At 47.7% G+C, this 24,062-nt stretch carries 21 protein-coding genes; 16 read left to right on the top strand and 5 right to left on the bottom strand.

Features of this window, described 5'->3' with window-relative positions; translation table 11 throughout:
• Positions 1-10 precede the first annotated feature (10 nt).
• The 4 genes from BTA31_RS04380 (at position 11) to BTA31_RS04395 (ending at position 5,528) form a co-directional block, all read left to right on the top strand.
• On the top strand, positions 11-1,045 hold the full coding sequence (locus tag BTA31_RS04380; RefSeq protein ID WP_076789191.1) for an alpha-ketoacid dehydrogenase subunit beta: 1,035 nt from the start codon (positions 11-13) through the stop codon (positions 1,043-1,045).
• On the top strand, positions 1,017-2,195 hold the full coding sequence (locus BTA31_RS04385; RefSeq protein WP_275667465.1) for a dihydrolipoamide acetyltransferase family protein: 1,179 nt from the start codon (positions 1,017-1,019) through the stop codon (positions 2,193-2,195). Before BTA31_RS04380 ends, BTA31_RS04385 begins: the two co-directional genes overlap by 29 nt.
• A gap of 18 nt (positions 2,196-2,213) precedes the next feature.
• Positions 2,214-3,590: a dihydrolipoyl dehydrogenase gene (lpdA, locus tag BTA31_RS04390; RefSeq protein ID WP_043925873.1), complete on the top strand. Its 1,377-nt coding sequence runs from the start codon at positions 2,214-2,216 to the stop codon at positions 3,588-3,590.
• Between the two features lie 102 nt (positions 3,591-3,692).
• Positions 3,693-5,528 carry a sigma-54-dependent Fis family transcriptional regulator gene (locus BTA31_RS04395; RefSeq protein ID WP_076789198.1) on the top strand — a complete coding sequence of 612 codons (1,836 nt, stop codon included), beginning with the start codon at positions 3,693-3,695 and terminating at the stop codon, positions 5,526-5,528.
• Here the strand turns inward: BTA31_RS04395 and BTA31_RS04400 are convergent.
• A complete protein-coding gene (locus BTA31_RS04400; protein WP_162274285.1) occupies positions 5,525-5,854 on the bottom strand; it encodes a YnfA family protein in 330 nt (109 codons plus the stop codon). The genes BTA31_RS04395 and BTA31_RS04400 overlap by 4 nt on opposite strands.
• A gap of 183 nt (positions 5,855-6,037) precedes the next feature.
• Between BTA31_RS04400 and glvA the strand changes: the two genes are divergently transcribed.
• The 3 genes from glvA to BTA31_RS04415 all read left to right on the top strand — a co-directional run bounded on the left by glvA (position 6,038) and on the right by BTA31_RS04415 (position 9,873).
• Positions 6,038-7,387, top strand: a complete 1,350-nt coding sequence (gene glvA / locus BTA31_RS04405) for a maltose-6'-phosphate glucosidase (protein ID WP_043925870.1) — start codon at positions 6,038-6,040, stop codon at positions 7,385-7,387.
• A 107-nt stretch (positions 7,388-7,494) separates the two neighbouring features.
• Positions 7,495-8,265, top strand: coding sequence for a MurR/RpiR family transcriptional regulator (locus BTA31_RS04410; protein ID WP_043925869.1), 771 nt, complete (start codon positions 7,495-7,497; stop codon positions 8,263-8,265).
• A gap of 15 nt (positions 8,266-8,280) precedes the next feature.
• Positions 8,281-9,873 carry an alpha-glucoside-specific PTS transporter subunit IIBC gene (locus BTA31_RS04415; RefSeq protein ID WP_094777402.1) on the top strand — a complete coding sequence of 531 codons (1,593 nt, stop codon included), beginning with the start codon at positions 8,281-8,283 and terminating at the stop codon, positions 9,871-9,873.
• A 142-nt stretch (positions 9,874-10,015) separates the two neighbouring features.
• On the opposite strand, the gene BTA31_RS04420 is transcribed toward BTA31_RS04415, so the two are convergent.
• The 3 genes from BTA31_RS04420 to BTA31_RS04430 all read right to left on the bottom strand — a co-directional run bounded on the left by BTA31_RS04420 (position 10,016) and on the right by BTA31_RS04430 (position 12,194).
• Entirely contained in the window at positions 10,016-10,594 is a 579-nt protein-coding gene (locus BTA31_RS04420; RefSeq protein ID WP_076789205.1) for a class I SAM-dependent methyltransferase, read from the bottom strand.
• A 106-nt stretch (positions 10,595-10,700) separates the two neighbouring features.
• Positions 10,701-11,678 (bottom strand): glycosyltransferase family protein, encoded by a 978-nt coding sequence (locus BTA31_RS04425; protein WP_076789208.1) that lies wholly within the window; start codon positions 11,676-11,678, stop codon positions 10,701-10,703.
• Between the two features lie 177 nt (positions 11,679-11,855).
• Positions 11,856-12,194, bottom strand: a complete 339-nt coding sequence (locus BTA31_RS04430; RefSeq protein WP_043925864.1) for a winged helix-turn-helix transcriptional regulator — start codon at positions 12,192-12,194, stop codon at positions 11,856-11,858.
• A 229-nt stretch (positions 12,195-12,423) separates the two neighbouring features.
• Between BTA31_RS04430 and BTA31_RS04435 the strand changes: the two genes are divergently transcribed.
• The 4 genes from BTA31_RS04435 (at position 12,424) to BTA31_RS04450 (ending at position 16,994) form a co-directional block, all read left to right on the top strand.
• Positions 12,424-12,867: a DoxX family protein gene (locus BTA31_RS04435; RefSeq protein ID WP_076789213.1), complete on the top strand. Its 444-nt coding sequence runs from the start codon at positions 12,424-12,426 to the stop codon at positions 12,865-12,867.
• Complete coding sequence (locus BTA31_RS04440) at positions 12,839-13,699, top strand: VOC family protein (RefSeq protein WP_076789218.1); 861 nt, start codon at positions 12,839-12,841, stop codon at positions 13,697-13,699. Before BTA31_RS04435 ends, BTA31_RS04440 begins: the two co-directional genes overlap by 29 nt.
• 159 nt (positions 13,700-13,858) lie before the next feature.
• Positions 13,859-15,457, top strand: a complete 1,599-nt coding sequence (locus tag BTA31_RS04445; protein WP_076789222.1) for a glycoside hydrolase family 43 protein — start codon at positions 13,859-13,861, stop codon at positions 15,455-15,457.
• Entirely contained in the window at positions 15,447-16,994 is a 1,548-nt protein-coding gene (locus BTA31_RS04450) for a glycoside hydrolase family 43 protein (RefSeq protein WP_076789226.1), read from the top strand. Before BTA31_RS04445 ends, BTA31_RS04450 begins: the two co-directional genes overlap by 11 nt.
• Here the strand turns inward: BTA31_RS04450 and BTA31_RS04455 are convergent.
• Entirely contained in the window at positions 16,991-17,836 is an 846-nt protein-coding gene (locus BTA31_RS04455; RefSeq protein ID WP_083698263.1) for an AraC family transcriptional regulator, read from the bottom strand. The two genes, BTA31_RS04450 and BTA31_RS04455, sit on opposite strands and share 4 nt — an antisense overlap.
• A 50-nt stretch (positions 17,837-17,886) precedes the next feature.
• Here BTA31_RS04455 and BTA31_RS04460 point away from each other — a divergent pair, with 50 nt between their 5' ends.
• From BTA31_RS04460 to mprF, 5 genes are all read left to right on the top strand, one after another.
• Positions 17,887-19,359, top strand: a complete 1,473-nt coding sequence (locus tag BTA31_RS04460; protein WP_076789234.1) for an extracellular solute-binding protein — start codon at positions 17,887-17,889, stop codon at positions 19,357-19,359.
• Between the two features lie 129 nt (positions 19,360-19,488).
• The gene (locus tag BTA31_RS04465; RefSeq protein WP_076789237.1) at positions 19,489-20,082 is read left to right on the top strand and encodes an NAD(P)H-dependent oxidoreductase; all 594 of its coding nucleotides are present in this window, start codon (positions 19,489-19,491) and stop codon (positions 20,080-20,082) included.
• The gene (locus BTA31_RS04470) at positions 20,079-20,690 is read left to right on the top strand and encodes an NUDIX hydrolase (protein ID WP_076789240.1); all 612 of its coding nucleotides are present in this window, start codon (positions 20,079-20,081) and stop codon (positions 20,688-20,690) included. Before BTA31_RS04465 ends, BTA31_RS04470 begins: the two co-directional genes overlap by 4 nt.
• A gap of 14 nt (positions 20,691-20,704) precedes the next feature.
• Complete coding sequence (locus BTA31_RS04475; RefSeq protein ID WP_076789244.1) at positions 20,705-21,235, top strand: YfiT family bacillithiol transferase; 531 nt, start codon at positions 20,705-20,707, stop codon at positions 21,233-21,235.
• Positions 21,236-21,415: 180 nt separating this feature from the next.
• Positions 21,416-23,968 carry a bifunctional lysylphosphatidylglycerol flippase/synthetase MprF gene (gene mprF / locus BTA31_RS04480; protein ID WP_043925856.1) on the top strand — a complete coding sequence of 851 codons (2,553 nt, stop codon included), beginning with the start codon at positions 21,416-21,418 and terminating at the stop codon, positions 23,966-23,968.
• The last annotated feature ends 94 nt before the right edge of the window (positions 23,969-24,062 follow it).

Consider the following 24,062-nt stretch of genomic DNA (forward strand, 5'->3'; position numbering starts at 1 on the left):
GGAAGGAAACATGACGAGGGAAATCAGCATGTCAGCCGCATTGAATGAAGCGATCAAGCTTGCGATGAAAAAGGACGATCACGTCATTTTAATGGGGGAAGATGTCGCAGGAGGAGCGAATGTCGATCATCTGCAGGATGATGAAGCATGGGGCGGTGTGCTCGGCGTCACGAAAGGGATTGTTCAGGAGTTTGGACGGGAGCGCGTCCTTGATACGCCGATCAGTGAAGCGGGGTACATCGGCGCAGCTATGGCGGCGGCTTCAACAGGTTTAAGGCCGATCGCAGAATTGATGTTTAACGATTTTATCGGAACATGTTTGGACCAGGTGCTGAACCAGGGAGCGAAATTCCGCTACATGTTTGGCGGCAAAGCGGAAGTTCCGATTACGATCCGGACGACCCACGGCGCCGGCTTTAGGGCAGCCGCCCAGCATTCGCAAAGCTTGTATGCCCTATTTACAAGCATTCCCGGACTGAAAGTGATTGTGCCTTCGACCCCGTATGATGCGAAAGGGCTATTGCTCGCTGCGATTGAGGATCAGGACCCGGTAATCTTTTTTGAGGACAAAACGCTGTACAACATGACAGGCGATGTGCCGGAAGAATATTACACGCTTCCGATCGGAAAAGCCGATATCAAGCGGAAAGGCACTGATGTAACGATTGTTGCAGTCGGCAAACAGGTTCATACGGCGCTTCAAGCGGCGGAACAGCTTTCAATGCGGGGAATCGAAGCCGAAGTCCTTGATCCGAGGAGTCTTTCGCCGCTTGATGAAAAGGCCGTCCTTGCATCTGTAGAAAAAACAAACAGGCTTGTGATCGTCGATGAAGCCAATCCGAGATGTAGCATCGCTGCGGATATCGCGTCATTGGCGGCAGATAAAGGATTTGATTCGCTTGACGCACCGGTTAAAAAGGTGACGGCTCCGCATACACCGGTGCCATTTTCACCGCCTCTTGAAGATTTGTATTTGCCGACGCCGGAAAAAGTTGTGAACACCGTGCTTGAGATGCTTGGAGAAACCTCAACACAGACGGTGTGAAGATTGGAAAGGAGAGGAGAACATGGCTGTCGAGGTTGTCATGCCGAAATTGGGGATGTCGATGAAAGAAGGTACGGTTTCCGTCTGGAATAAAAAAGTCGGTGAAGCCGTTGAAAAAGGAGAAAGCATTGCCAGCATCAATTCCGAAAAAATCGAAATGGAAATCGAATCTCCGGCAAACGGAACCGTGTTGGACATCAAAGTGTCCGAAGGAGAGGGAGTGCCGCCGGGGACGGTCATCTGCCAGATCGGGAATGAAAACGAACAAACGCCGGAAAGCCAAACAAAACAGCCGGATCCCCCGAAAGAACGGATTAAAATTTCTCCGGCTGCACGCAAAATCGCGCAAAGCGCAAATTTAGACATCAAAACGCTGAAAGGCACAGGGCCCGGGGGGAGAATTACGAAAGCGGATGTGTTGCAGGCGCTTCCCGACCGGCCGAACAAGCAGGCGGAAAAGGCTGAAGATCGTCCGCAGGCAAGCCCGATGAGGAAAACGATTGCTGCAAGAATGACGGAAAGTCTGCAAAACAGCGCCCAGTTGACGATCACGATGAAGGCGGACATCACGAAATTAACAGCGCTGCAAAAGCAGCTCAATGAAACCGCTCAATCCAGATATGAGACGAAGCTGACGATCACTGATTTTGCCGCCAGGGCAGCTGTTTTTTCGCTTTTGGACCATCCGGCCATGAACAGTGTTTATCAAGACGGAAGGCTTGCGACCTTTGAGCATGTTCATTTAGGAGTGGCGGCCGCTTTGGACGAAGGGCTGACCGTTCCCGTCATTCGCCATGCCGAGCGGCTCCCGCTGATCGAACTGGCCAAGAAAATCAAATGGTACGCCAAAAAAGCGCGGGAAGGCCGGCTTCTGCACGATGAAATAGAAGGATCGACATTTACGATTACAAACCTCGGCGCATATGGTGTCGAGCACTTTACGCCGATCTTGAATCCGCCGGAAACCGGGATACTCGGAGTCGGCCGAATGTATTCGGCACCCGTTTATCATGATGGAGAACTGACAAAGGGCGCCATTCTCCCGCTCAGTCTGACATTTGATCACCGTTCGCTTGATGGTGCGCCTGCTGCAGCATTCCTTTCAAGCGTGAAAAACTATTTGGAAGATCCGGCATCGATTCTTTTATAGAGAGAAGGTGGATAGACTGTGACACTTGCGATTATAGGAGGGGGACCTGCGGGTTACGTGGCGGCGATTACAGCCGCCAAGAATAGCAGAGAAGTCATCCTGATTGAAGATGGCCCCCTTGGAGGAACGTGTTTAAATAAAGGATGCATACCGACAAAAGCGCTTCTTGAAAGCGCCGATATGTTCGAGAAAGTAAAATCCGCCGGCGCATTCGGCATCGGGCTGTCAGGTGAAAGCCCGACGGTTCAGTGGCAGGCCGTCCAAAACCGTAAAAGAGAGATTATTCGGCGGCTTGCCGGGGGTATTGAATATTTGATGAATAAAAACAAAATCAAGGTGCTGCAAGGAAAAGCATCGTTCTTGTCCGAACACGACATACTTGTTGAAAAGGACGGAAAACAGGAGGTCATCAATGCCGGGCATGTGATAATAGCGGCAGGGGCGGCACCTGCCGCACTGCCTTTTGCGTCTTTTGACGGGAGCTGGATCATCCACAGCGGAGATGCCATGTCATTGCCGTCCATCCCTGAAACGATTTTTATCATTGGCGGAGGAATCATCGGCTGTGAATTTGCCAGTATATACAGCAGGCTGGGAGCGAATGTAATCATAGCCGAGCAGGCGGAACAGATTCTGCCTGAGGAAGATCCGGATATTGCCGCCTTTCTTCGCACAAGTCTCGAAGAGTCCGGCGTCCGTGTTTTCACATCTGTACAAGTGGAGCGTCTTGATCCTGCCCGGCAGCGCATCTTTCTGAAAAATGGCGATGACAGCTTTCATATTCAAGCGGATCGATGTCTTGTCGCAGTCGGCCGAAAGCCGAGGACTGCTGATCTGAAGCTTGAGCATATCGGAGTCCAATATGACAAGAAAGGGATTCATGTCAACCAGCATATGCAGACAAACATCCCGCATATTTATGCGTGCGGGGATATCACAGGCGGGGTTCAGCTGGCGCATGCCGCTTTTCACGAAGGAACCGTCGCCGCATCCCATGCTTCAGGCCGAGATTTGAAGGTCAACAGTGAAATCATTCCGCGCTGCATCTATACTTCGCCAGAGATCGCAAGCGTCGGCTTAAATGAAAAAAAGGCGAGGGAGCGCTACGGGGATGTTCGTATCGGAGAGTTTCCGTTTTCTTCAAACGGAAAAGCGCTTATTTTAAATGAGACTGCCGGCAAGGTCAAGATCATCATAGAGCCGGAGTATCAGGAAATTGTCGGGGTTTCGATCGTGGGTCCGGGAGCAACCGAACTGATCGGCCAGGCAGCCGTGATGATGCATGCTGAACTGACGGGAGACGCAATGGAGCACTTCATCGCGGCCCATCCGACTCTTTCAGAAACGATTCACGAAGCTTTGCTGCAAGCCGCAGGTCAGGCCATTCACTGCTGAATAAGGGAAAACTTCGCACAGCGAGAAAGTGCGGAGTTTTTTTTATCGATATTGAAAGCGCTTTTATAATATAATGAGGAAAAAGCATGAGGAGAGGATGGAATGAATCCGACGCCCTGCTATTTAAATACGTGGAAACGCTTTGTTCAGGAAGGGCTCCTTGATCAGGCCCGCTTGAACAAAAGAGTCATGGAATCATGGTACCGCTGCAAAAATCGAAATGTCAATCCGTATTTAGATAAAGGACAGTCAATTTTAAAAAAGGATTTATTCAACGCTCAAAAAAAGAAACACTCGTTATTCCTCGATATCGCTCTGCCTTATTTACACAATATCAGCCGTGAATTAAAAGAGTCGGAAATGATGGCGCTCCTGATCGATGCCGACGGGTACGTATTAAGCTTGGCCGGATGCCGGAGGACGCTTGAAGAGGCGAAAAAAATCAATTTTGTTGAGGGCGTGCGCTGGACGGAAACAGAAATCGGCACGAACGCCATCGGAACCGCACTTGAAATCGGCGAAGCTGTCACCATTCACGGGACCGAGCATTTTTCGGTCGCTTCTCACCATTGGAGCTGTTCTGCTGCACCGATTCGCGATGAAGACGGCACCGTTATGGGTTTGATCGATATTTCCTGTCTCACGGATAGAAGGCATCCCTTTATGCTTGGGATGGCTGCTACTGCCGCACACGCCATCAAACGCGAGGTCAGCGTATACACGAAAAAAAACGAAGCGGAGCTCATCAGCCATTGTCTTGAAAAAATCGATTCGGATCAGCCGTTTATCGTCTGCAATGAAAAAGAAAAAATCGTAGCCGCAAGCAGACCGGTCCGGGAACGTTTTTCCGACTGGAGGAGAATGGATATCAATGATCTGTATGAGCGGGGGATTGCCGGGGTGCACAAGCAGACGATTTTCTCCGCCAAAGACGGGAGGCCCCTCGGAAAGTCGATTGCAGTGGCTGAAGTGTCCCGCAATAAAACAGCTCCATCACTCGCATCCCGTTTCATCTATCCGGGAGAAACAGGAACAAGCCGGGCGTTTCAGCAGGCGCTTCACGACATGAGGCTTGCGGCTAAGACGGATGCGAATGTATACATATGGGGGGAAACAGGCTCCGGAAAGGAACTTGCCGCAAGGGCCATTCATCAGGCAAGCGCACGGAGAAACGGCCCTTTTATCGCCGTCAATTGCGGCGCCATTCCTGAAAGCTTGATGGAGAGCGAATTGTTCGGCTATGCCGAAGGCGCATTTACAGGAGCAAAGCGCCGCGGTTCAAAAGGGAAGTTTGAACAGGCTCACCGCGGTACGATTTTTCTCGATGAAATCGGCGAGATCCCTTATCAGATGCAAGTGGCGCTCTTAAGGATCATCGAAGAGCGGAAGGTCACTCCGATCGGCGGAACCCGTGAAGTGCCTCTTGACATCAGAATCATCACAGCAACACACCGTGATCTGAAAGACCTTCTCCAAAAAGGAAAGATACGTGAAGATCTGTATTACCGCCTTCATGTTTACCCCATAAAAATACCGCCGCTTAGAGAACGCAAAGAGGACATACCTGATTTGTTCCGCCACTATCAGCAACAACACGAGTGGAAGGCCGAGTTTCCGCCGGTTTTTTTCAGGCGGCTTCAAGAATATCATTGGCCGGGAAACGTCCGTGAGCTCTTTAATACGTTTGAAAGGCTCAGGGTTTTATTTCCTGACGGCGGGCTGATCGATCCGTCCCAATACAGTGCGGTGCTGGACGGACTCGATTGGAAAAGCGGCGCACCTTCTGAAGAAGACCGGCTTACATTCAGAGAACGTGTTCAAAAACAAACGATGATGGAAGCTTTGCAAAAAACGAAAGGTAATGTGTCCGAAGCGGCTAAGCTGGCCGGAATTCCAAGAAGCACATTTTACAAGCGGCTTCGAAAATATAACCTTTAGCCTCTCGGCGCCCAAAGCATGACGCTGACACCGGCTAAGCAGATCACAGCCCCGGCCCAATCATAGAGGTCGGGGGTTTTTTTGTCCACCAGCCAACCCCAAAGCACAGCCAGAATAATAAATACGCCTCCGTACGCGGCATAGACGCGCCCGAACGATGGAAACGCCTGAAAAGCCGGGATGATGCCGTAAATGATTAAAGTCAGCCCTCCGGCTAACCCGTACCACAGCGGTTTGGATTCCCTCAGCCACAGCCATACGAGATAGCCCCCGCCGATTTCAGCCAAGCCCGCCAGTAAAAATAAACCGATTGCGATCAGCATCAACAACACACTCCAATTTAGATGAATTGCCTTTATTCTACACGACATAAAATGGCCGGGAAAGTTCCCGTTTTTCGGGAAAATAAACAGAACACGAGTATAGGAACTGTCTTCCCCGAACCTGTTGGAACGGCTCCTGCAGCATGATATAAGTAAATTGTAAACGCTTATAAGGGGGCTTTAAAAATGGATAAAACGTATTCGATTGTCATTGCAGGCGGAGGAAGCACATTTACCCCGGGGATTGTATTGATGCTCTTGGACAATCTGGATGATTTCCCGATCCGTCAGCTGAAATTGTATGACAATGATGGGGAGCGGCAAGACAAGATAGCCGGCGCCTGTGAAGTGTTGGTTAAAGAAAGGGCTCCGCACATTCAATTTTTAGCGACAACCGATCCGGAAGAGGCGTTTTCCGATGTTGATTTTGTCATGGCTCATATCAGAGTCGGCAAATATGCAATGCGTGAGCTCGATGAAAAAATCCCTCTGAAATACGGAGTCGTCGGCCAGGAGACGTGCGGACCCGGAGGAATTGCCTACGGAATGAGGTCGATTGGCGGCGTGCTTGAGCTCATTGATTATATGGAAACTTATTCACCTGATGCATGGATGCTGAACTATTCAAACCCGGCCGCAATCGTTGCCGAAGCGACGAGAAGGCTGCGGCCGACATCAAAAGTGCTGAACATTTGCGATATGCCGATCGGTATCGAAGACAGGATGGCGCAAATTCTCGGGCTGTCTTCGCGGAAAGAGATGGTCGTCCGTTATTACGGTCTTAATCATTTTGGCTGGTGGACGTCAATCTGTGACAAAGACGGCAACGATCTGATGCCGGCGATCAAGGAGCATGTCAGGAAGTTCGGCTATATTCCGGAACATGAACATGAAAAGGCTGAGGCCAGCTGGAACGACACGTTCAAAAAAGCGCGGGAAGTATTTGAACTCGATCCTGAGACGCTTCCAAATACGTATTTGCAATACTATTTTTATCCCGATGATATGGTGAAAAAATCAAATCCTGAATTTACGCGGGCGAACGAAGTAATGGAAGGGCGGGAGACATTCATTTTCGGCGAGTGTGAAAAAATCGCAAAAGCCCAATCCAGCGCCGGCAGCAAAATCAAAATTGATGACCATGCTTCATATATTGTCGACCTTGCGCGCGCCCTTGCGTTTAATACCGGTGAACGGATGCTTTTAATCGTTGAAAATAACGGATCGATCCAAAACTTCGATTCATCGGCGATGGTTGAGGTGCCTTGCATTGTCGGCAAAAACGGTCCGGAGCCGATCACAATCGGCAAGATACCGCAGTTCCAAAAAGGGCTGATGGAACAGCAGGTGTCGGTTGAAAAACTTGTCGTTGAAGCCTGGATTGAAAAATCGTATCAAAAGCTTTGGCAGGCTCTGATTTTGTCGCGGACCGTGCCGAATGCAAGAACAGCCAAACTGATTCTCGATGATCTGATTGAAGCGAACAAAGCATATTGGCCGAAGCTCTCTGTGGAGAATCTTCAGCCGTCGCTTTAAGGATGAAAACGCCTGGGCTCCTGAGCCATACCGGTCAGCCCAGGCATATCTCCCATTTATTCTCGTATTTTATATAATAGAGACAGAGAATAAATGGGGTGAAAATGATGCAGTTGGAAGAATTAATGAACAAGCATTATAAAAAATTGAACGAAAACGACTTTCATGTTTTGAAATACATTTTGAACCATCAAGACACTTGCTACAAGCTGGGCATCAACGAATTAGCAAAGAAGTGCAATGTATCCCGCACATCGATTTTAAGACTTTCACAAAAACTGGACTTCAGCGGGTACAGCGAGTTCAGGGTGTTTCTGAAATGGGAGGCTGAGAAACGGGAAGAAGAGCGGGAAGATTGCCGTTCCTTTGAAAGCCTCATGAGGGATATGGAAGCAAGCATGAAGTATTTGAAAAATACGGATTTGCGAAAGATGTGTCAGCTTATTGACGAAGCGGACCGCATTTTTGTCTATGGTTCAGGTACGGCTCAGACGACGTGCGCTTATGAGCTGCAGCGAATGTTTGTTTCTCAGCACCGTTATTTGACGGTGATCAAAGATCAAATCGATTTCGATCTCATGTTTCCTGATTTTAGCCCGGCCGATCTGATCATCATCATTTCGCTGTCAGGAGAAACCCCGTCGCTGATTCCGCAGGCACAGTCTCTGTCGGCAAAAGGCATTCCTTTTATCTCTTTGACCAATTTGAAAAATAATCTGCTCGCCCAGCTCACGCCTTACAATCTCTATGCGCCGAGCCAGACGGTGACGGTTTGTCCAAAAACAGAGCTGACTGCTTTTGCGCCCTTTTTTCTCGTTGGGGAAGCGCTGTTTCGCAGTTATGTCGACTATGCTGAAGAAAAGAAAAATCAGGAATAACAGGGGGGATTCACATTGATGCAAAAAGTACAGCGGTTCGGAAGCGCCATGTTTGTGCCGGTTTTGCTATTTGCTTTTGCCGGGATCGTCGTGGGCCTCAGCACATTATTTAAAAATGAGCAGCTGATGGGATCGCTTGCCCGTCAGGACACCTTTTGGTATCAATTCTGGTATATCCTTGAGGAAGGCGGCTGGACCGTCTTCAGGCAAATGCCGCTGTTGTTTGCGGTCGGAATTCCGATCGCACTGGCGAAAAAAGCGCAGGCGCGGGCATGTTTGGAAGCGCTTACTACCTATCTGACCTTCAATTATTTTGTCAGTGCCATTTTGACTGTATGGGGCGGTTTTTTCGGTGTTGATATGACTCAGGAAGCCGGAGGAACAAGTGGTCTTGCGGAAATTGCCGGCATCAAAACCCTTGATACGAACATTATCGGGGCGATTCTGATTTCATCGATTGTCGTTTATATCCACAACCGCTACTTTGATAAGAAGCTGCCCGATTTTTTAGGGATTTTTCAAGGCTCTTCATTCGTCGTTATCATTTCATTCGCGATTATGCTTCCGGTAGCACTTGCGACCGCGTGGATTTGGCCGATGGTGCAGGGCGGCATTGCGTCGCTGCAAAGCTTTCTTGTCGCCTCAGGAGCCTTCGGTGTCTGGGTTTACACATTTTTAGAAAGAATTTTGATCCCTACGGGCCTGCATCATTTCATCTACACGCCGTTTGTTTTCGGCCCGGCCGTAGTTGAAGGCGGAATTGTCACCTATTGGGCGCAGCATCTCAGCGAGTTCTCAGCAAGCTCTGAGCCGTTGAAAGAGCTCTTTCCTCAAGGCGGATTCGCGCTCCACGGAAACTCTAAAATCTTCGGAATTCTGGGGATCGCGCTCGCGATCTATGTAACAGCCAAAAAAGAAAAGAAGAAAATCGTTGCCGGTCTGCTGATTCCGATCACGCTGACAGCGGTGATTGCGGGGATCACGGAGCCGATTGAATTTACGTTTTTGTTTATTTCGCCGCTGTTGTTTTTCGTACACAGTCTCTTGGCCGCGACGATGGCGACCTTGATGTATGCTGCAGGGGTGGTCGGAAATATGGGCGGCGGTTTAATCGAGATTTTAACACTCAACTGGATCCCTCTGTTTCATCAGCATGGCAGCACTTATGTTTTTCAAATTTTGATCGGCTTGTCTTTCACCGTCATTTACTTCTTCGTATTCAAGTTCTTGATTTTAAAATTAGATATTGCCACACCGGGGCGTGAAAAAGACCAGCAGCAGGAGACAAAATTTTATTCGAAAAAAGATTACAAGGCGAAAAAAGAATCCGAAAAAGAGGTTTCTGCGGCGCAGGAAATGGCTGAGACCGATCAGGCAGTTCTTTGCATCGAAGCGCTCGGCGGAAAAGAAAACATTGCTGAAGTGACGAATTGTGCGACAAGACTGAGAGTCAGCGTGTATGACGAGTCAAAAGTGGAGCCGGACAGTACGTTTAAGTCCTTCGGCGTTCACGGTGTCGTCAGAAACGGAAAAGCCTTGCAAATTATTATCGGTCTTTCGGTTCCGCAAGTCCGTGAAAGGGTCGAGAAGCTGCTGAATCAACCATAATTACGCCGGGGCAAATAGCATCTCCTGAAATGACAAATGCAAGCTGCAGAGACTTGCATGTGCGATTGGGGGATGCTCTTTTGATGCAGAGACAAGCTAACGCTTCACAGGTTATCCGCATTAGCTCGCTGCATGCCAATTATTATCTTTTTTTACAGTTCAGCACGTAAATTTCATTCTTCAGCTGTTCAGATGTTTTAATGACGACTTTTTCACTGTCCTGAAAATCCAATATGCCGTCGTATCTTTCAATGACTTCGTCAATATGTTTGAAGTGGCGGACGTGGGCGCGCGAATCGTAGTTAGGCACAGAAATCACCATATCGCTCCCTTGAGGAAGACTTGATAAAAACGCTTTGTCTTTCTCTATATGCTCTAACACTTCCAGCAAAACAAAAACATGATATTTTTGCAGCATCCGGACGATCGCCTCATCATATACATTTCCTTCGATGAAAGTAAACGAGGGATTATACCTTTTGGCTTCTTCAAGCATTCCTTTGGAAAAATCGATGCCTAAATATTTTCTGTATCCTTTGTCAAATAAAAGCTTTGCGAATCTTCCTGTGCCGCAGCCGATATCAACAATTGTTTCATCTTTGGACTCCGGCAATAAACGTGCAGCTTCTTCATACACCTTTCTCCAAGGGCTTTTTTCAAGCGGAATCAGATGTCGGTCAATAAATTGATCATAAAATTCAGCGGGCATTTCCGTTCCCATGTTTTTCACCTCGAAATCTTTTAAATCATCAGTAATAGAAATATATGTCCGGAAAGAAAATGTGTGCGGGAAGAACCCCGCCGGAAAAGAAAAATGGATCCATTCATCACCGTTCCTGCTGCTCTAAAAAATCTAGTATCGCGTCTGCTATTTCTTGTGCACGCGCATGATAGGTATGCCGTGAATGAACGAGATGGTAACCGTTGTCTGTGATACGCTGCCTTTCTTTTTCGTTTTGAAGATAGTATTTTGCTTTGTCATAAAAGTCTTCAACTTCACAAGCAATGAAATGGGTGCCGTCTTTAAAGCCAAGATCGAAAATATCTTGATTTGGCTCCGCCAGCAACAGCGTTCTGCAGGCAGGGGCTTCAAAAAATTTTAACAACGGGTAGCGGAGGGCGCTTCCGCATGTGAAAAATATCTTTGCTCTGTTCAATTCCTGGGCATACTTTTCATTCAAAAAAGCCTGCTTGATTTCTTCTTCATCAGTTATGACATTGCCGGGATGAGGGTGATGAACAAACCCTTTTTCATGCTTCATCGTCTGCAAAACAGCCTCCCTAAAAAGGTATTTTCCTTTTGGGGGGTATCTTTTGTTTCCTTCATGTACGAGCCCCATGAGCAAATAGTCTATCGTTTTCTTCAACTTCCAGTCCTTGAATATTTCTGGATCAACTGCCCATGGAACCCATCTGAATTTGTCTTTGTACTGGGGGAATTCATTTAAAAAATGCTCTTTTGTCACTGAAAAAATTAAATCAATTTGGTTTTCTTCGAAATAGCTGCTTCTGATCTGTTTATTAAAATGGGAATCGATCACAAACGCGCCGGTGGGGATGTTTGTATCCTTGAGCCCCCTAATGTTTGGGGACAATGAGAAGCCGTAGGCAATGTCGTAATGGAAAATGAAATCAGGACGAAATTGGATTCTGTTCAATATATCCGGAAGATAGCCGTCTGTATGCCAATACATGACTTCGGCAAACTCCTCCAGAGATTTCATCATTTTATACTTTACTTCATGTTTGGGCATGGTCTTCCAAAACGTTTTAATCAAAACTAATATTTTCAAGCATCTCCGCATTTCTTTCTCCTCTCAGGATATCTTCGTCATCTTTCCCTATTTAATATATGAGGATTAAAAATTGATGTTCAGGCAAGCGTTAAAAAGGCGGGGAATGGGGATTCAGCTTGAAAAATGTGCGGAATAAAATGAAAGCGGCAAAACAAAAAGGCGATGCACCTGAGATGCACGCCTTTTTTAATGATTTTCCCGTTCATTGGCTTCGTCCAGATCGATCCATTCCTGCGACCATTTTTCCATTCCTTTAAGGACCTGTTCGAGCGCCTGCCCTTTTTCAGTCAGGGAGTATTCGATCCGCACCGGGGTTTCTGGATACACGTGCCGGTGGATGATGCCCTCATGTTCGAGTTCTTTTAATCTTTCGGATAACAGCCTTCCGCTGATGGGAAGGGAAGATTCTATATGACAAAACCGCTGCGGGCCGTTAAGAAGCTGGTGAATGATGAATCCGTTCCAGCGCTGACTTATCATTTTCATTCCTTTTTCGAATTTCGGACATAAAGATGATAGGCTCATATTCCTCACCTCTCTAGGTCTATTATAACGGTATATTAATGAATGAGCAAAGCTCATAAAATGTCTTGACGTAAGTTTGTTATTTATATATACTAACTTACACAAAGTAAGTAACGAACGAAAAAAGGAGGACACTGCAGACTTCTTATGCGGATGATATGTTGATAGATGGATAAATTTGGCGTTCGTCATTGGTTTTAAAATAAAAAATGAACAAGAGGAGAAAATAATGAACAACAAATACGAATTAGGTGCATTTATTTTACGTTTGGTTACCGGTCTTACATTTTTGCTTCACGGGCTTTCTAAATTTCAAGGCGGGATTGAAAATACTGTAGGATTTTTCAGCAGTGTCGGAATTCCGGGCTTTCTCGCCTATATCGTAGCGATTATCGAATTGGCCGGAGGGGCTTTGATGATTCTCGGACTCGGTACGCGTGTGATTGGCCTTTTATTTGCGATTGTCATGCTGGGGGCCATTTTCACTGTTAAGCTATCCGCCGGTTTCATGGGAACAGATGGAGGCGCAGGCTATGAACTAGATGTAACGCTTCTTGCAATGTCTGTATACCTGGGCTTGAGCGGAAGCCGCATGCTGTCCCTTGGGGAAATCATCCTGAAATCAAGGAAAGAAGGAAAAACAGATGACGCAGCAAATCCACCCGGGCACTGAGCTCGGTTATGTCAAGCTGAAAGTGAGCCGTCTTGAAAGATCGGTTTCTTTTTACAGAGATGTGATCGGTTTTCAAGTATTAAAACGGGACGGCAAAACGGCGGAGTTCACAGTTGACGGGAAAAATCCGCTTCTGATCATTGAAGAGATTCCAAATGCTGTTGTGCTCCCTGAAAGATCGGCAGCAGGCCTTTATCATTTTGCCATTTTGCTTCCAAACCGAAAGCAGCTCGGCATGGCTGTGAAGCATTTGATTCGCTCAGGTATCGAACTCGGCCAGGGAGATCACCTTGTCAGCGAGGCGCTTTACTTGTCAGATCCTGATCAAAACGGAATCGAAATCTACCGTGACCGTCCGCGGGAGGGATGGAAGCGTGATGAGCAGGGAAACTACGTGATGGGCACGGAACCGGTTGATGTCCAAGGTCTTCTTGAAGAAGCCGATGGCCATGAATGGCAAGGTCTTCCCCCAGAAACAAAAATCGGACACGTCCATTTTCACGTCAGAGATTTGAAGCAGGCGAAAGAATTTTACCACTCTGTACTGGGATTTGATATCACAGGAGATTATCAAAACATGTCAGCGCTTTTCGTCTCTGCCGGAGGCTACCATCATCATATCGGTTTAAACATCTGGGCCGGACAACATGCGCCATTTGCTCCGCTTAATGCGGCAGGCATGGCGTATTACACGGTTCTTCTCCCGAGTCAAACGGAACTTGACCGCATCGTAAAAAAACTGAAAAGCTCAGGTTATGCCGTTGACCATCAAGAAAACGCTTGGTTTATTAAAGACCCGGCTTCAGGCATTGAGATCAGATTGACCGTTTGAAAAGGCGAAACTCCAGTTTCGCCTTTTTTTATGCGATTCAATCAAAGAACAACAAAAGCAAAGAATGAGAAAAAACAGACATTAATAACAAAGATTCAGGGGCAGCAGCTGTGTTAACATGAATTTGCAAATCTGGAAATGAAACAGGGGTGAGAATGGATGGCAAAAAGCCTGACTGGGAAGGCGAAACATCCGCCTGTCTGGAATCCGAACATTGACGGCGGGCGGTTTTGCAATCCCGTTCTGTTCATGGACTACTCAGACCCGGATGTCGTTCGGAAAGGCAGCGACTTTTTTATGGCGGCCTCAAGTTTTTCCTGTTTTCCCGGAATTCCTATTTTGCACTCGACAGATTTGGTGAATTGGTCTTTGATCAGCCATGTGTTTGACGAGCTCCCCTTCGGCGAATACGAGGCCCCCGCTCACGGCAAAGGAGCATGGGCGCCGAGCATTCGGTACCATAACGGGGAATTCTGGGTGTATTTCGCAACGCCTGATGAAGGAATCTTCATGAGCAAAACATCAGATCCGTTTAAAGGATGGGAGCCTCTCATACACGTCAAAAAGACAAAGGGCTGGATTGATCCTTGTCCATTTTGGGATGACGACGGAAATGCCTATTTGATTCATGCGTACGCAAACAGCAGAATCGGAATTAAGAGCAAGCTGAACCTTTGCCGAATGAAAAAAGACGGAACGGCTTTGGAAGACGATGGAGAGATTGTCTTTGACGGCACGATGAATCACCCTACGATTGAAGGGCCGAAACTGTATAAAAAAGACGGCTATTATTATATCTTTGCTCCGGCCGGAGGGGTGAAGACAGGCTGGCAGACGGTTTTGCGGAGCAAGCAGATTTACGGTCCCTATGAAGACAAGGTTGTCCTCCACCAAGGAAATACGGCCATTAACGGTCCGCACCAGGGAGGCTGGGTTGAGCTTGATTCCGAAGAATCATGGTTTATCCACTTTCAAGATTGCGGACCATTCGGCAGAGTTGTGCACCTTCAACCTGTCCGCTGGATCGACGGCTGGCCGCTGCTGGGCGAAGACATAAACGGCGACGGAATCGGCGAACCGGTTTTGCAATGGGAAAAGCCGAAGACGAACGCCAAAGAAGTGAAACAACCCTTTGACCATGCCAATGATGATTTTTCTTCAGATCGCCTTGCGCTTCATTGGCAATGGGAAGCGAATCCGAAGCAAGAATGGTACTCTCTCAGCGCCAGACCCGGCCGGCTTCGCTTGTACAGCCGCGGCATCCCGCATCCGTTCAAACTGAGCCGCCTGCCGAACCTTCTGATGCAGAAATTTTCGGGGCCAAGCTTCACAGCAACGGTCAAATTGTCGCTAAACGCCTTGTCGGAAACTATGATTGCCGGCTTGGCTGTCATGGGAAGGGAATACGCCTATCTCGGCTTTTCGAAATCGGAAAACGGTTATCGGCTTTCTGTATACGAAGGCCGTATGGAAGGTGAACAGGAAGATATCAAAACAGAAGAGCGCGGCGTACATACGGAAACGGTCTATTTGCGCGTGACTGTTGATGAACAGGCGGTCTGCCGTTTCAGCTACAGCATGGATCAGCGTCAATTCACACAGATTGGGGATTCGTTTCAGGCTGTTCCCGGGCTGTGGACAGGTGCCAAAGCAGGTGTATATTGCGCCGATACCGGAGGAGCAGACGGACAGGACGGCTGGTGCGATATCGATTGGTTCAGTGTCGAACCGGCAAGGGGGGAATGCCATGAACGGTGAACACACATATACGAACCCGGTGTTGACCGGCTTTCATCCGGATCCTTCAATCATCAGAGTCGGGGAAGATTATTACATGGTGAACTCAACGTTTCAGTATTTCCCGGCAATCGTTATTTCCCACTCTAAAGATTTAGTTCATTGGAAGATCATCGGCCACGGAATCACGGAAAATGACGGATTGGACCTGTCTGATATCAATGATTCGCACGGCATTTGGGCGCCCGATATCTCGTATCATGACGGAACCTTCTACATTTTCGCGACACACAGGCTGAACGGACCGACCGTCATCAATGGCCGAAAGCTGATCCGCAGGCAGATCATGATCAAGTCCAGCCGCCCTGAAGGGCCTTATTCAAAGCCCGTTTTCATTGATGAAGGCAGCGGCATCGATCCTTCTCACTTCGTTGACGGCGACGGGAAACACTATATGCTGCTCAGTCCTGCCTGCACGCTCTTTCCTTTAAATGACGAATGCACAGACATCTCCGGCGAGCCGGTTCAGATTTGGGAAGGGACCGGAAGGAGGGCGCCTGAAGGGCCGCATTTGCTGAAAAAAGACGGTTATTACTACGCGATATTGGCAGAAGGAGGCACCGGATATTCCCACTCGATCACGACAGCCCGCTCAACGCATTTGTACGGCCCTTATGAGCCCTGCCCGTATAATCCGATTTTAACGCAGACAGATCCGGATGCTCCGATTCAAAGAGCAGGGCACGGCAAGCTCGTTGAAACCCAGAATGGAGAATGGTGGGCGGTGTATCTATGCGGACGGCCCAATGAGGGAAAGTATACAACGGTTGGGAGGGAGACCGCTTTGGATCCCGTCGAATGGAAGGATGACGGCTGGTTTGTCATCAACAGCTTGAACGGCCCGAGCCTGATCCAGCGCGCTCCAAACCTTCCCCCGGTCAAATGGGATGAAAAGAATTTCGACGATTTTGACGATGATACGCTCGGTCTTGACTGGCAGTTTGTCAGAAATCCCGATCATTCCGGCTGGTCTTTGACCGAAAGACCGGGATATCTCAGGCTGTGGACAGGTGATTGGGATTTACACGACATCCGTGCAAAAAATACGGTCGTCAGAAGGGAAAAGCACCACCAATACAGCGCCGGTGTAAAACTCGACTTTTCACCTGCGGCGTCCGGCGAGCAAGCGGGGATCGTCTGCTACTACAGCACGAATAATTATTTGAAATGCTGCCTGACCTATGAAGAAGGATTAAAGATCAAGGTCGTGGAAAATCGCTCCGGCTTCCAAAAAACGCTGGAGGAAAAACATGCCGAGGCCGGCCCGCTGTTTTTAAAAGCTGTCATCAATAAGCAAAAGAGGGATTTTTACTACAGTTATGAAGGGAAGCATTGGCATCACGCAGGCGGTACTGATGACGCCCGTTTCTTAAGCGATGAGGGGTCGCGTGACGCAAAGGGCCATACGGGAACGATGGTTGGGGTATTCGCCAATAACGGCGGAAACGGCAGAAAGGCCGCCGCTGATTTTGACTGGTTCCGTTATACCGCATATTAAATGTCTCTGCTTTTTTTTCTGTATTGAAGCGGCGGGATGCCGACGATTTCTTTAAATACTTTATTAAAGTGGCTGATATGCTTAAAACCGGTATCCGCGGCGATGTCCAATATTTTCTCGTCTGTATCACGAAGCCGTTTTTTCGCTTCGCGGATTCTGATATGCCGGATATACTCCTGAAGATGAAAGCCGGTCACTTTTTTAAACACTCTGCTTAAATAGGATGGGCTGATATAAAATTGTCCGGCCAGCCCGTTTAACGTCATCGTTTCTTGAAAGCTGCCATTGATATATGAAGCGATTTCCGAGATTTTTTCATCCATCGGGTGAAGCGGCCGTGTTTGATTGCGTCCGCCACCCGCAAGGTTCCGGTAAATGGTGAAAAGCAACTGAAACAGCAGCGCCCTGACGACATCTTCGTACCCTTCTTTTTTCAACTTGCACTCCTTTTTCATCTCCATCAGCAGATGTTCGACTGCCGCCTGTTCACGGAGGGAAAATGCGATGAAATTTTGGTTTTCCGGAAACGGAAGAAGCCGATAATGGCTGCACTCAAGCAAAGGTTCAATGAAATCGTGCGAGAAATTAATCAGGATGCGTTCGAACTCTTGAACTTCCGTGCTTGACGTTCGGTGGAGGTCGTGGGGGTTGATGATGATCATTGAGCCTTTTTCCGCGGTATAGACGCTTTGGTTAATAAAATACGTGCGTTCTCCGCTGAGCAGATAATACAGTTCATAACCTTCATGAACATGCGGCGCGTTCATCTCGGTAAATCCTTTTCTCTGCATATATTGAATCGAAAAAGAATGCTCGGCTATGAAATATTTAGGATGGAGCATGTCGGGCATTCCTCCTTGAAAGCGTTTTCTTAACAAATGGGAGGGATCATATGAAAAAGTTATGTTGCCTGATCTTGATTTTGGTTTTTTCAGCGGGCTGTACTCAGCAAAAGGCGTCAACGGAAAAGGACGGGGCGCTTGAAATCGATTGGCTCGTACCGCTCCACACACCGCACCCTCCGAAGGAGAAGGCGCTCGATATCATTGAAGACAAAACGAATACAAAGCTGAAGCTCATCTGGGTTCCGGATTCAACAAAAGAAGAGCGGATCAATACAACCCTTGCAAGCGGAAGCATGCCTAAAGTGATGACATTGCCTGATCTTGAAGATTCAGCGGTTGTCAGCGCGCTGCGATCGGGAATGTTCTGGGAAATCGGACCTTATTTAAAAGACTATCCGAATTTAAGAAAACTTGATAAAACCATTTTAAAAAATATCTCGGTTGATGGCAAAGTTTACGGGATTTATAGAGAAAGGCCCATGGCCAGGCAGGGAGTCGTGATTCGGAAAGACTGGCTCGACAATCTCGGATTGGAAATGCCGGAAACCGTTGATGACCTTTATAAAATAGCAAAAGCATTTACAGAGCAGGACCCCGATCAAAACGGAAAAGACGACACGTTCGGTCTCTCCGACCGCAATGATCTCACCTTCGGAGCGTTTAAAACCCTGGCTTCATACTTTGGCGCACCGAATGAATGGGGAACGGACGAAGACGGAAATCTGTTCCCTTATTTTAAGCATGAGGCCTATAAAGACGCAATGGCATATCTGAAAAAGTTTTATGAAGAAGGCCTGATGAACCGGGACTTTGCGGTGACAAGCAAAACGCAGCAGCAGGATCTAATGATTCAGGGAAAAGCGGGAATCTATATCGGCGCGATGAGCGATGCCATGAACTTGCGTGATCAGGGACTCGCTTTGAACCCCGGCTTTCAGCTTGATATCGCAAACCGGATCAAGGGACCCGACGGCAAGGAGCGCACATGGGCGCTCGGCGGGCATGGCGGGATGTTCGCCATTTCGAAATCAAGCGTCAAGACTGAAGAAGAGGTCAAAAAAATCCTCGCATTTTTTGACAGAATCGCTGAAGAAGACCTCAACAATTTAATGTTGTATGGAATAGAAGGCGTACACTATGAAAAGAAAGGCGACAGCGGCTATTTTCGAAAACAGGAAAACTACCATCTGTGGGAAGCGGAAATTCAGCCGCTAAATCAGCTGATTGGCGTCAATAAACAAGCTTTAAAAAGCGCTGAAGATCCGCTCCGCGCCAAAAATGAAAAGCTTGAGGAGGACAACCGGGCAATCGCAGTCCAGAACCCGGCCGAACCGCTGTATTCTGCCACACAGATGGACAGGGGAACAGAATTGAAGAAAATCATGGATGATGCCACATTCAAATTTATTCTCGGGGAAATCAATGAAAATAGCTTTGATCAGGCAGTCGTGAAATGGGAGAAGCATGGCGGCGGAAAGATTATGAAAGAACTGAATGAGGATCTGAAAAAGGCAAACTAAACAGAGAACCCTTTCCGGCTTTTCAAAAGGAAAGGGTTTTTCATATCATGTTCGATCCAAGTTTATTTTCTTTAAATTCTGCAAAATAAACAATATAATTCCATCAAAGGACGAAAAGGAGGAAGCGATATGCAGACTGCCGTTATATATGCGCACCCAAATCCAAACAGTTTCAACGGAGCTATTTTACATCAAGTCATAAGGGCGCTTGAGGACGGTAAACATTCTTATGACGTCATTGATTTGTACAAAGACCGATTTGATCCCGTTCTTTTATTTGATGAAAAGAAAAGGCGGTCTGATATGAAACGTGACCCGGAAACCGCCGAATATCGAAGAATTGTCAAAAACGCCGACCATCTGATTTTCATTTATCCGCTTTGGTGGGGCGGGATGCCGGCGATCATGAAAGGATTTATTGACCGCGTTTTTGCCGCCGGAGAAGCCTATACATATCAAGGAAAGCTGCCAAAAGGCCTGCTGAAGGCGCGAACGGCAACGGTTTACTACACGGCTGACGCTCCGTCATGGTATTTGCGGTTTTGGCGGCGGGATGCCGACTGGGTGACGGTTAAAGATGTGATGTTGAGGTTTTGCGGCGTACGGCGGGTAAGGCGCCTGCTGTTTGCCGGCGTGAAAGACAGCACTGAAGAAAAACGCACGCAATGGCTTGACCGTGTCTACCGGTCTATAGCTCCTGCAGATCGGGGGATCAGCGAATGACAAAGGATCTGAAATGGCTGGATTGGGCAAAGGAAATTCAAGCCATCGCCCAGGCGGGGCTTGCCTATACAAAAGATGACTTTGATCGTGAACGTTTTGAGCGGCTTCGCGAGCTGAGCTGCGAAATCATCGCCGATTATGCGGAAACCGATTTCTCGAAAGTGAAAGAGCTTTTTGCCGGGGAATCGGGCTATCAAACGCCTAAAGTCGATGTGAGAGCCGTGATTTTTAAAGATCGCAAGATCCTCCTTGTCCAGGAAAAAGCAGACGGTAAATGGGCGCTGCCAGGCGGATGGGCAGACATCGGCTTTACGCCGAAAGAAATAGCGGTTAAAGAAACGCTTGAAGAGACAGGTTTGAAAGTCAAGGCGCATAAACTTCTGGCGGTCATGGATAAAAAGCGCCACAACCACCCCCCTTCCGCCTTCCACATCTATAAGCTGTTTATCTCCTGTCAAATTGTCGGAGGCAAGGCGGAAGCGGGAACAGAAACGCAAAACCTTGGTTTTTTCTCATTGGAGAATCTGCCTGAATTATCGGAAGCAAGGAATACCTATGAACAGATCGAATACCTTTTTGGAAAGTATGATGACGTGTATTGCGACTAGGGGAGGAACAGACAATGGATCAGTTGAAATACCCGATCGGCACCTTTTCCAAACCGCTTGAAGCGGACGAAAGGGAACGGGAAAAATGGATCGGCGATCTGAAGCAAGCGCCGCATCTCCTGAGAAGTGCGGTGGCGGGACTAAATGAAGAACAGCTTGATACGGCGTACCGGAACGGAGGCTGGACGGTCCGGCAAGTCGTTCACCATCTCGCCGACAGCCATATGAACGGCTATATTCGAAGCAAATTGGCGCTGACAGAGGAGGCGCCTTTGATCCGCACGTTTGACGAACAGAATTGGGCCGGACTTACCGATGCCAGAACGCTCGATCCGGATTTGTCGCTGACGCTTTTGAACACACTGCATCTGCGCTGGGCCGCTCTTTTTGAATCTTTGACAGAAGCGGATTTTGAAAAGCCGTACGTTTATCCTGACACAGGAGAGGAAATGAAGCTGTATCAAGCGCTCGCTCTCTATGTGTGGCACTCACACCACCATATTGCCCATATTACTGCACTTCGAAAAAGAATGGATTGGAACTGAAAAAACGCGCCTCGGCGCGTTTTTTGTTTGCCGTTTGTTTTCAGAGGGGATTGTTAACACTAACATAACAGCGGAATCGTTGATTTTTGCTTTTTCTAGCCGGTAAATTAAGGTAAGATATATGAGTTATCACCCAAAACGTGATGGATGTATCCTGTGATTAGAGAGAAGTGGTTTTTTATGAAAAAAAATGCGCTGGCGATTTTAAGGATCGCGATTCCGGCGGCTGTTCTTTTGTTCGTCTTTTTTCAAGCGAAAAAAGAACTGGCCGGGCTGTCTTTTAAAGAAACATTTTTGATTATCGATCAAATTAATCGGATTGACCTGTTTATCCTTGTTTTTCTCGGACTTGCCGCCATTTTGGCGATGACATTATACGATTTTGTTCTGGTCCGCTCCCTCGGAATGAAGGTTTCGAAATGGAAAACGATCAAGGTATCATGGATCGCCAACTCACTTAACAATGTTCTCGGGTTCGGCGGATTGTCCGGTGCAGGATTGAGAACGATCCTTTACAAAGAGCATGTTGATGATGTGAAGAAGCTGATCAGGGGGATCGCTTGGCTTGCGTCTTCGATTCTTCTCGGGCTGTCTGTCCTTAGCCTTCTCGTCCTTGCCGGGGTTCTGCCCGCCGGGGATCTGTTTACAGAAAAAACGTGGGTGCTGCTGGCTGTTACCGGTACGGCAATGATCGCTCCAGGTGCGGCCGTCATTTTAATGATCAAAAAGAAAAGAAGCGCAGGAGCCGAAAAGGGCATGCGGCTTACGGTCTTCTTTTCTTATTTGGGGGCATCGGTCATCGAGTGGTTTGCCGCTGCAGCGGTCATGTATTATTCCCTTGTGACGATGGGCGTCGAATTGGACGCAAAAACCGTCATCGGCGTATTTACGATTGCATCGGTAGCCGGAATGATCAGTCTCGTTCCCGGCGGATTCGGTTCGTTCGACCTGCTTTTTTTGGTCGGGATGAGCCAGCTGGGGGTTGATCAGGAAATCACTCTGACGGCGGTTGTGCTCTACCGGATCGCCTATTCGTTTATCCCTTTTGTGTTCGGTCTCATTTTTGCAGCAGCCGACTTGACTGGGAATACGATGAAGAAGCTCGAAGAAAAACCGATTATTGCCCCGGCAATAGAAACGACCAATATTTTGTTGATTTTACACAGAGCGCTGCTATTCAGACTGCTGAACGGTTCGCTTTCAGTCATCGCATTTTGCAGCGGAGCGATTGTGATCGCATCTGTGGCGCTGCCGATTGACAGGATTACATTGATACCGAATATTTCGAAGTTCATGCTGGTGTTTTTTAACGGTTTATCCCTCAGTTTCGGCTTGATTTTGCTGATCCTGCCGCTGGAGCTTTATAGGAGGACAAAGAGATCTTATTATATGACGCTGACCGCTTTGGCGCTTGCCTTTCTGTTCACGCTTTTTAAAGGCTTTAATATTAGCGCGGTCTTTATGATTCCTGTGGTGTTTTCCCTGTTTGTATTGCTGAGGTGGCAGTTTACAAGAGAGCGGGCTGTCTACACATTCGGACAAATCGCATGGGGAGCTTTTATCTTCCTCTTTACTTTGTTGAATTACAATATTATCGCTTCACACATTTGGGAGGGGCTCGGCCATCTTCTTGTGAAAGATTATTTCATTCACAGTGAACGCCATGTCAACTTTGCGACGGTTTTTGCGTTATTTTTCGTTCCGCTGTATTTCGCTGTTTTTATCTGGGCGTTTAACAGGAAAACGAAAGAGATCGGTGAAGAGCCTGATTCGGAGAAACTGGAGGCATTCTTAGAAGAAAAAGGAGGCAACGCTTTGAGCCATTTGGGCTTTTTGGGGGACAAGCGGTTTTTTTATTCAAGCGACGGGAATGCGCTGATTCAATTCGCCAAAGTCGGCCAGCGCCTCGTTGTGCTCGGCGACCCGTCCGGCCGGGAAGACTCGTTTCCGCTCGTGATCAAAGAATTCCTTCATGCGGCTGACCAAAAAGGGTATCTTGTCATTTTCTATCAGATCGAACGAGAAGACATGGCGCTCTATCATGATTTCGGATACCGCTTTTTCAAGCTTGGAGAAGAGGCGATTGTCGACCTTGACACCTTTACAATCAGCGGAAAAAAGCGGGCCGGATTAAGGGCGATCCACAACCGTTTTGAACGGGAAGGGTATACATTCCATGTCGAACAGCCGCCGTTTTCGGCAGAATTCCTCAATGAATTGAGGCAGGTATCTGATGAATGGCTCGGCCGAAAAAAAGAAAAAGGCTTTTCGCTCGGGTTTTTTCATGAAGATTATTTGCAAAAAGCGCCAATTGCCGTTTTAAAAAGCGAAGAAGGCGAGATCGTCGCGTTTATGAATATCATGCCGATGTACCGCGAAGGGGAAATATCCATCGATCTGATGCGCTATTCAAAGAAAGCACCGAAAGGAATCATGGATGCGTTGTTCATCTATTTATTTCAATGGGGAAAAGAACAGGGCTACACGGCCTTCAATATGGGAATGGCCCCTTTATCGAATGTAGGGACAACGTTTCAGTCGTTCTGGACGGAGCGACTGGCCGCCGTGATTTTCAACAATGTCAGCTACATGTACAGTTTTAGCGGACTGCGGTCTTTTAAAGAAAAATATAAACCGGTTTGGCGGGGGAAATATTTAGCCTATCGGAAAAACCGATCTCTCCCGGTGACGATGATCCTTGTGACAAGGCTGATCGGAAGGAGAACGAAGTGAGACCGTTTTTTAAAAACGGTCTTTTTTAGATTGCCATTGTAAGAAGCACTCAAAAGGCGGTATACTGCAAATGACTGGAAGGGAAGGATCGAAT

It is taken from the genome of Bacillus haynesii, from assembly GCF_001969855.1.
Classification (GTDB): domain Bacteria; phylum Bacillota; class Bacilli; order Bacillales; family Bacillaceae; genus Bacillus; species Bacillus haynesii.

What these genes read in the sequence shown, in the direction of transcription:
- BTA31_RS04410 (WP_043925869.1), top strand. Translation starts at nt 7,495, where the DNA reads ATGCAGTTGGAAGAATTAATGAACAAGCATTATAAAAAATTGAACGAA.
- BTA31_RS04460 (WP_076789234.1), top strand. Translation starts at nt 17,887, where the DNA reads ATGAAAAAGTTATGTTGCCTGATCTTGATTTTGGTTTTTTCAGCGGGC.
- BTA31_RS04475 (WP_076789244.1), top strand. Translation starts at nt 20,705, where the DNA reads ATGGATCAGTTGAAATACCCGATCGGCACCTTTTCCAAACCGCTTGAA.
- glvA (WP_043925870.1), top strand. Translation starts at nt 6,038, where the DNA reads ATGGATAAAACGTATTCGATTGTCATTGCAGGCGGAGGAAGCACATTT.
- BTA31_RS04470 (WP_076789240.1), top strand. Translation starts at nt 20,079, where the DNA reads ATGACAAAGGATCTGAAATGGCTGGATTGGGCAAAGGAAATTCAAGCC.
- BTA31_RS04430 (WP_043925864.1), bottom strand. Translation starts at nt 12,194, where the DNA reads ATGAGCCTATCATCTTTATGTCCGAAATTCGAAAAAGGAATGAAAATG.
- BTA31_RS04445 (WP_076789222.1), top strand. Translation starts at nt 13,859, where the DNA reads ATGGCAAAAAGCCTGACTGGGAAGGCGAAACATCCGCCTGTCTGGAAT.
- BTA31_RS04425 (WP_076789208.1), bottom strand. Translation starts at nt 11,678, where the DNA reads ATGCGGAGATGCTTGAAAATATTAGTTTTGATTAAAACGTTTTGGAAG.
- BTA31_RS04380 (WP_076789191.1), top strand. Translation starts at nt 11, where the DNA reads ATGACGAGGGAAATCAGCATGTCAGCCGCATTGAATGAAGCGATCAAG.
- BTA31_RS04435 (WP_076789213.1), top strand. Translation starts at nt 12,424, where the DNA reads ATGAACAACAAATACGAATTAGGTGCATTTATTTTACGTTTGGTTACC.
- BTA31_RS04420 (WP_076789205.1), bottom strand. Translation starts at nt 10,594, where the DNA reads ATGGGAACGGAAATGCCCGCTGAATTTTATGATCAATTTATTGACCGA.
- BTA31_RS04440 (WP_076789218.1), top strand. Translation starts at nt 12,839, where the DNA reads ATGACGCAGCAAATCCACCCGGGCACTGAGCTCGGTTATGTCAAGCTG.
- mprF (WP_043925856.1), top strand. Translation starts at nt 21,416, where the DNA reads ATGAAAAAAAATGCGCTGGCGATTTTAAGGATCGCGATTCCGGCGGCT.
- BTA31_RS04455 (WP_083698263.1), bottom strand. Translation starts at nt 17,836, where the DNA reads ATGCTCCATCCTAAATATTTCATAGCCGAGCATTCTTTTTCGATTCAA.
- BTA31_RS04450 (WP_076789226.1), top strand. Translation starts at nt 15,447, where the DNA reads ATGAACGGTGAACACACATATACGAACCCGGTGTTGACCGGCTTTCAT.
- BTA31_RS04465 (WP_076789237.1), top strand. Translation starts at nt 19,489, where the DNA reads ATGCAGACTGCCGTTATATATGCGCACCCAAATCCAAACAGTTTCAAC.
- BTA31_RS04395 (WP_076789198.1), top strand. Translation starts at nt 3,693, where the DNA reads ATGAATCCGACGCCCTGCTATTTAAATACGTGGAAACGCTTTGTTCAG.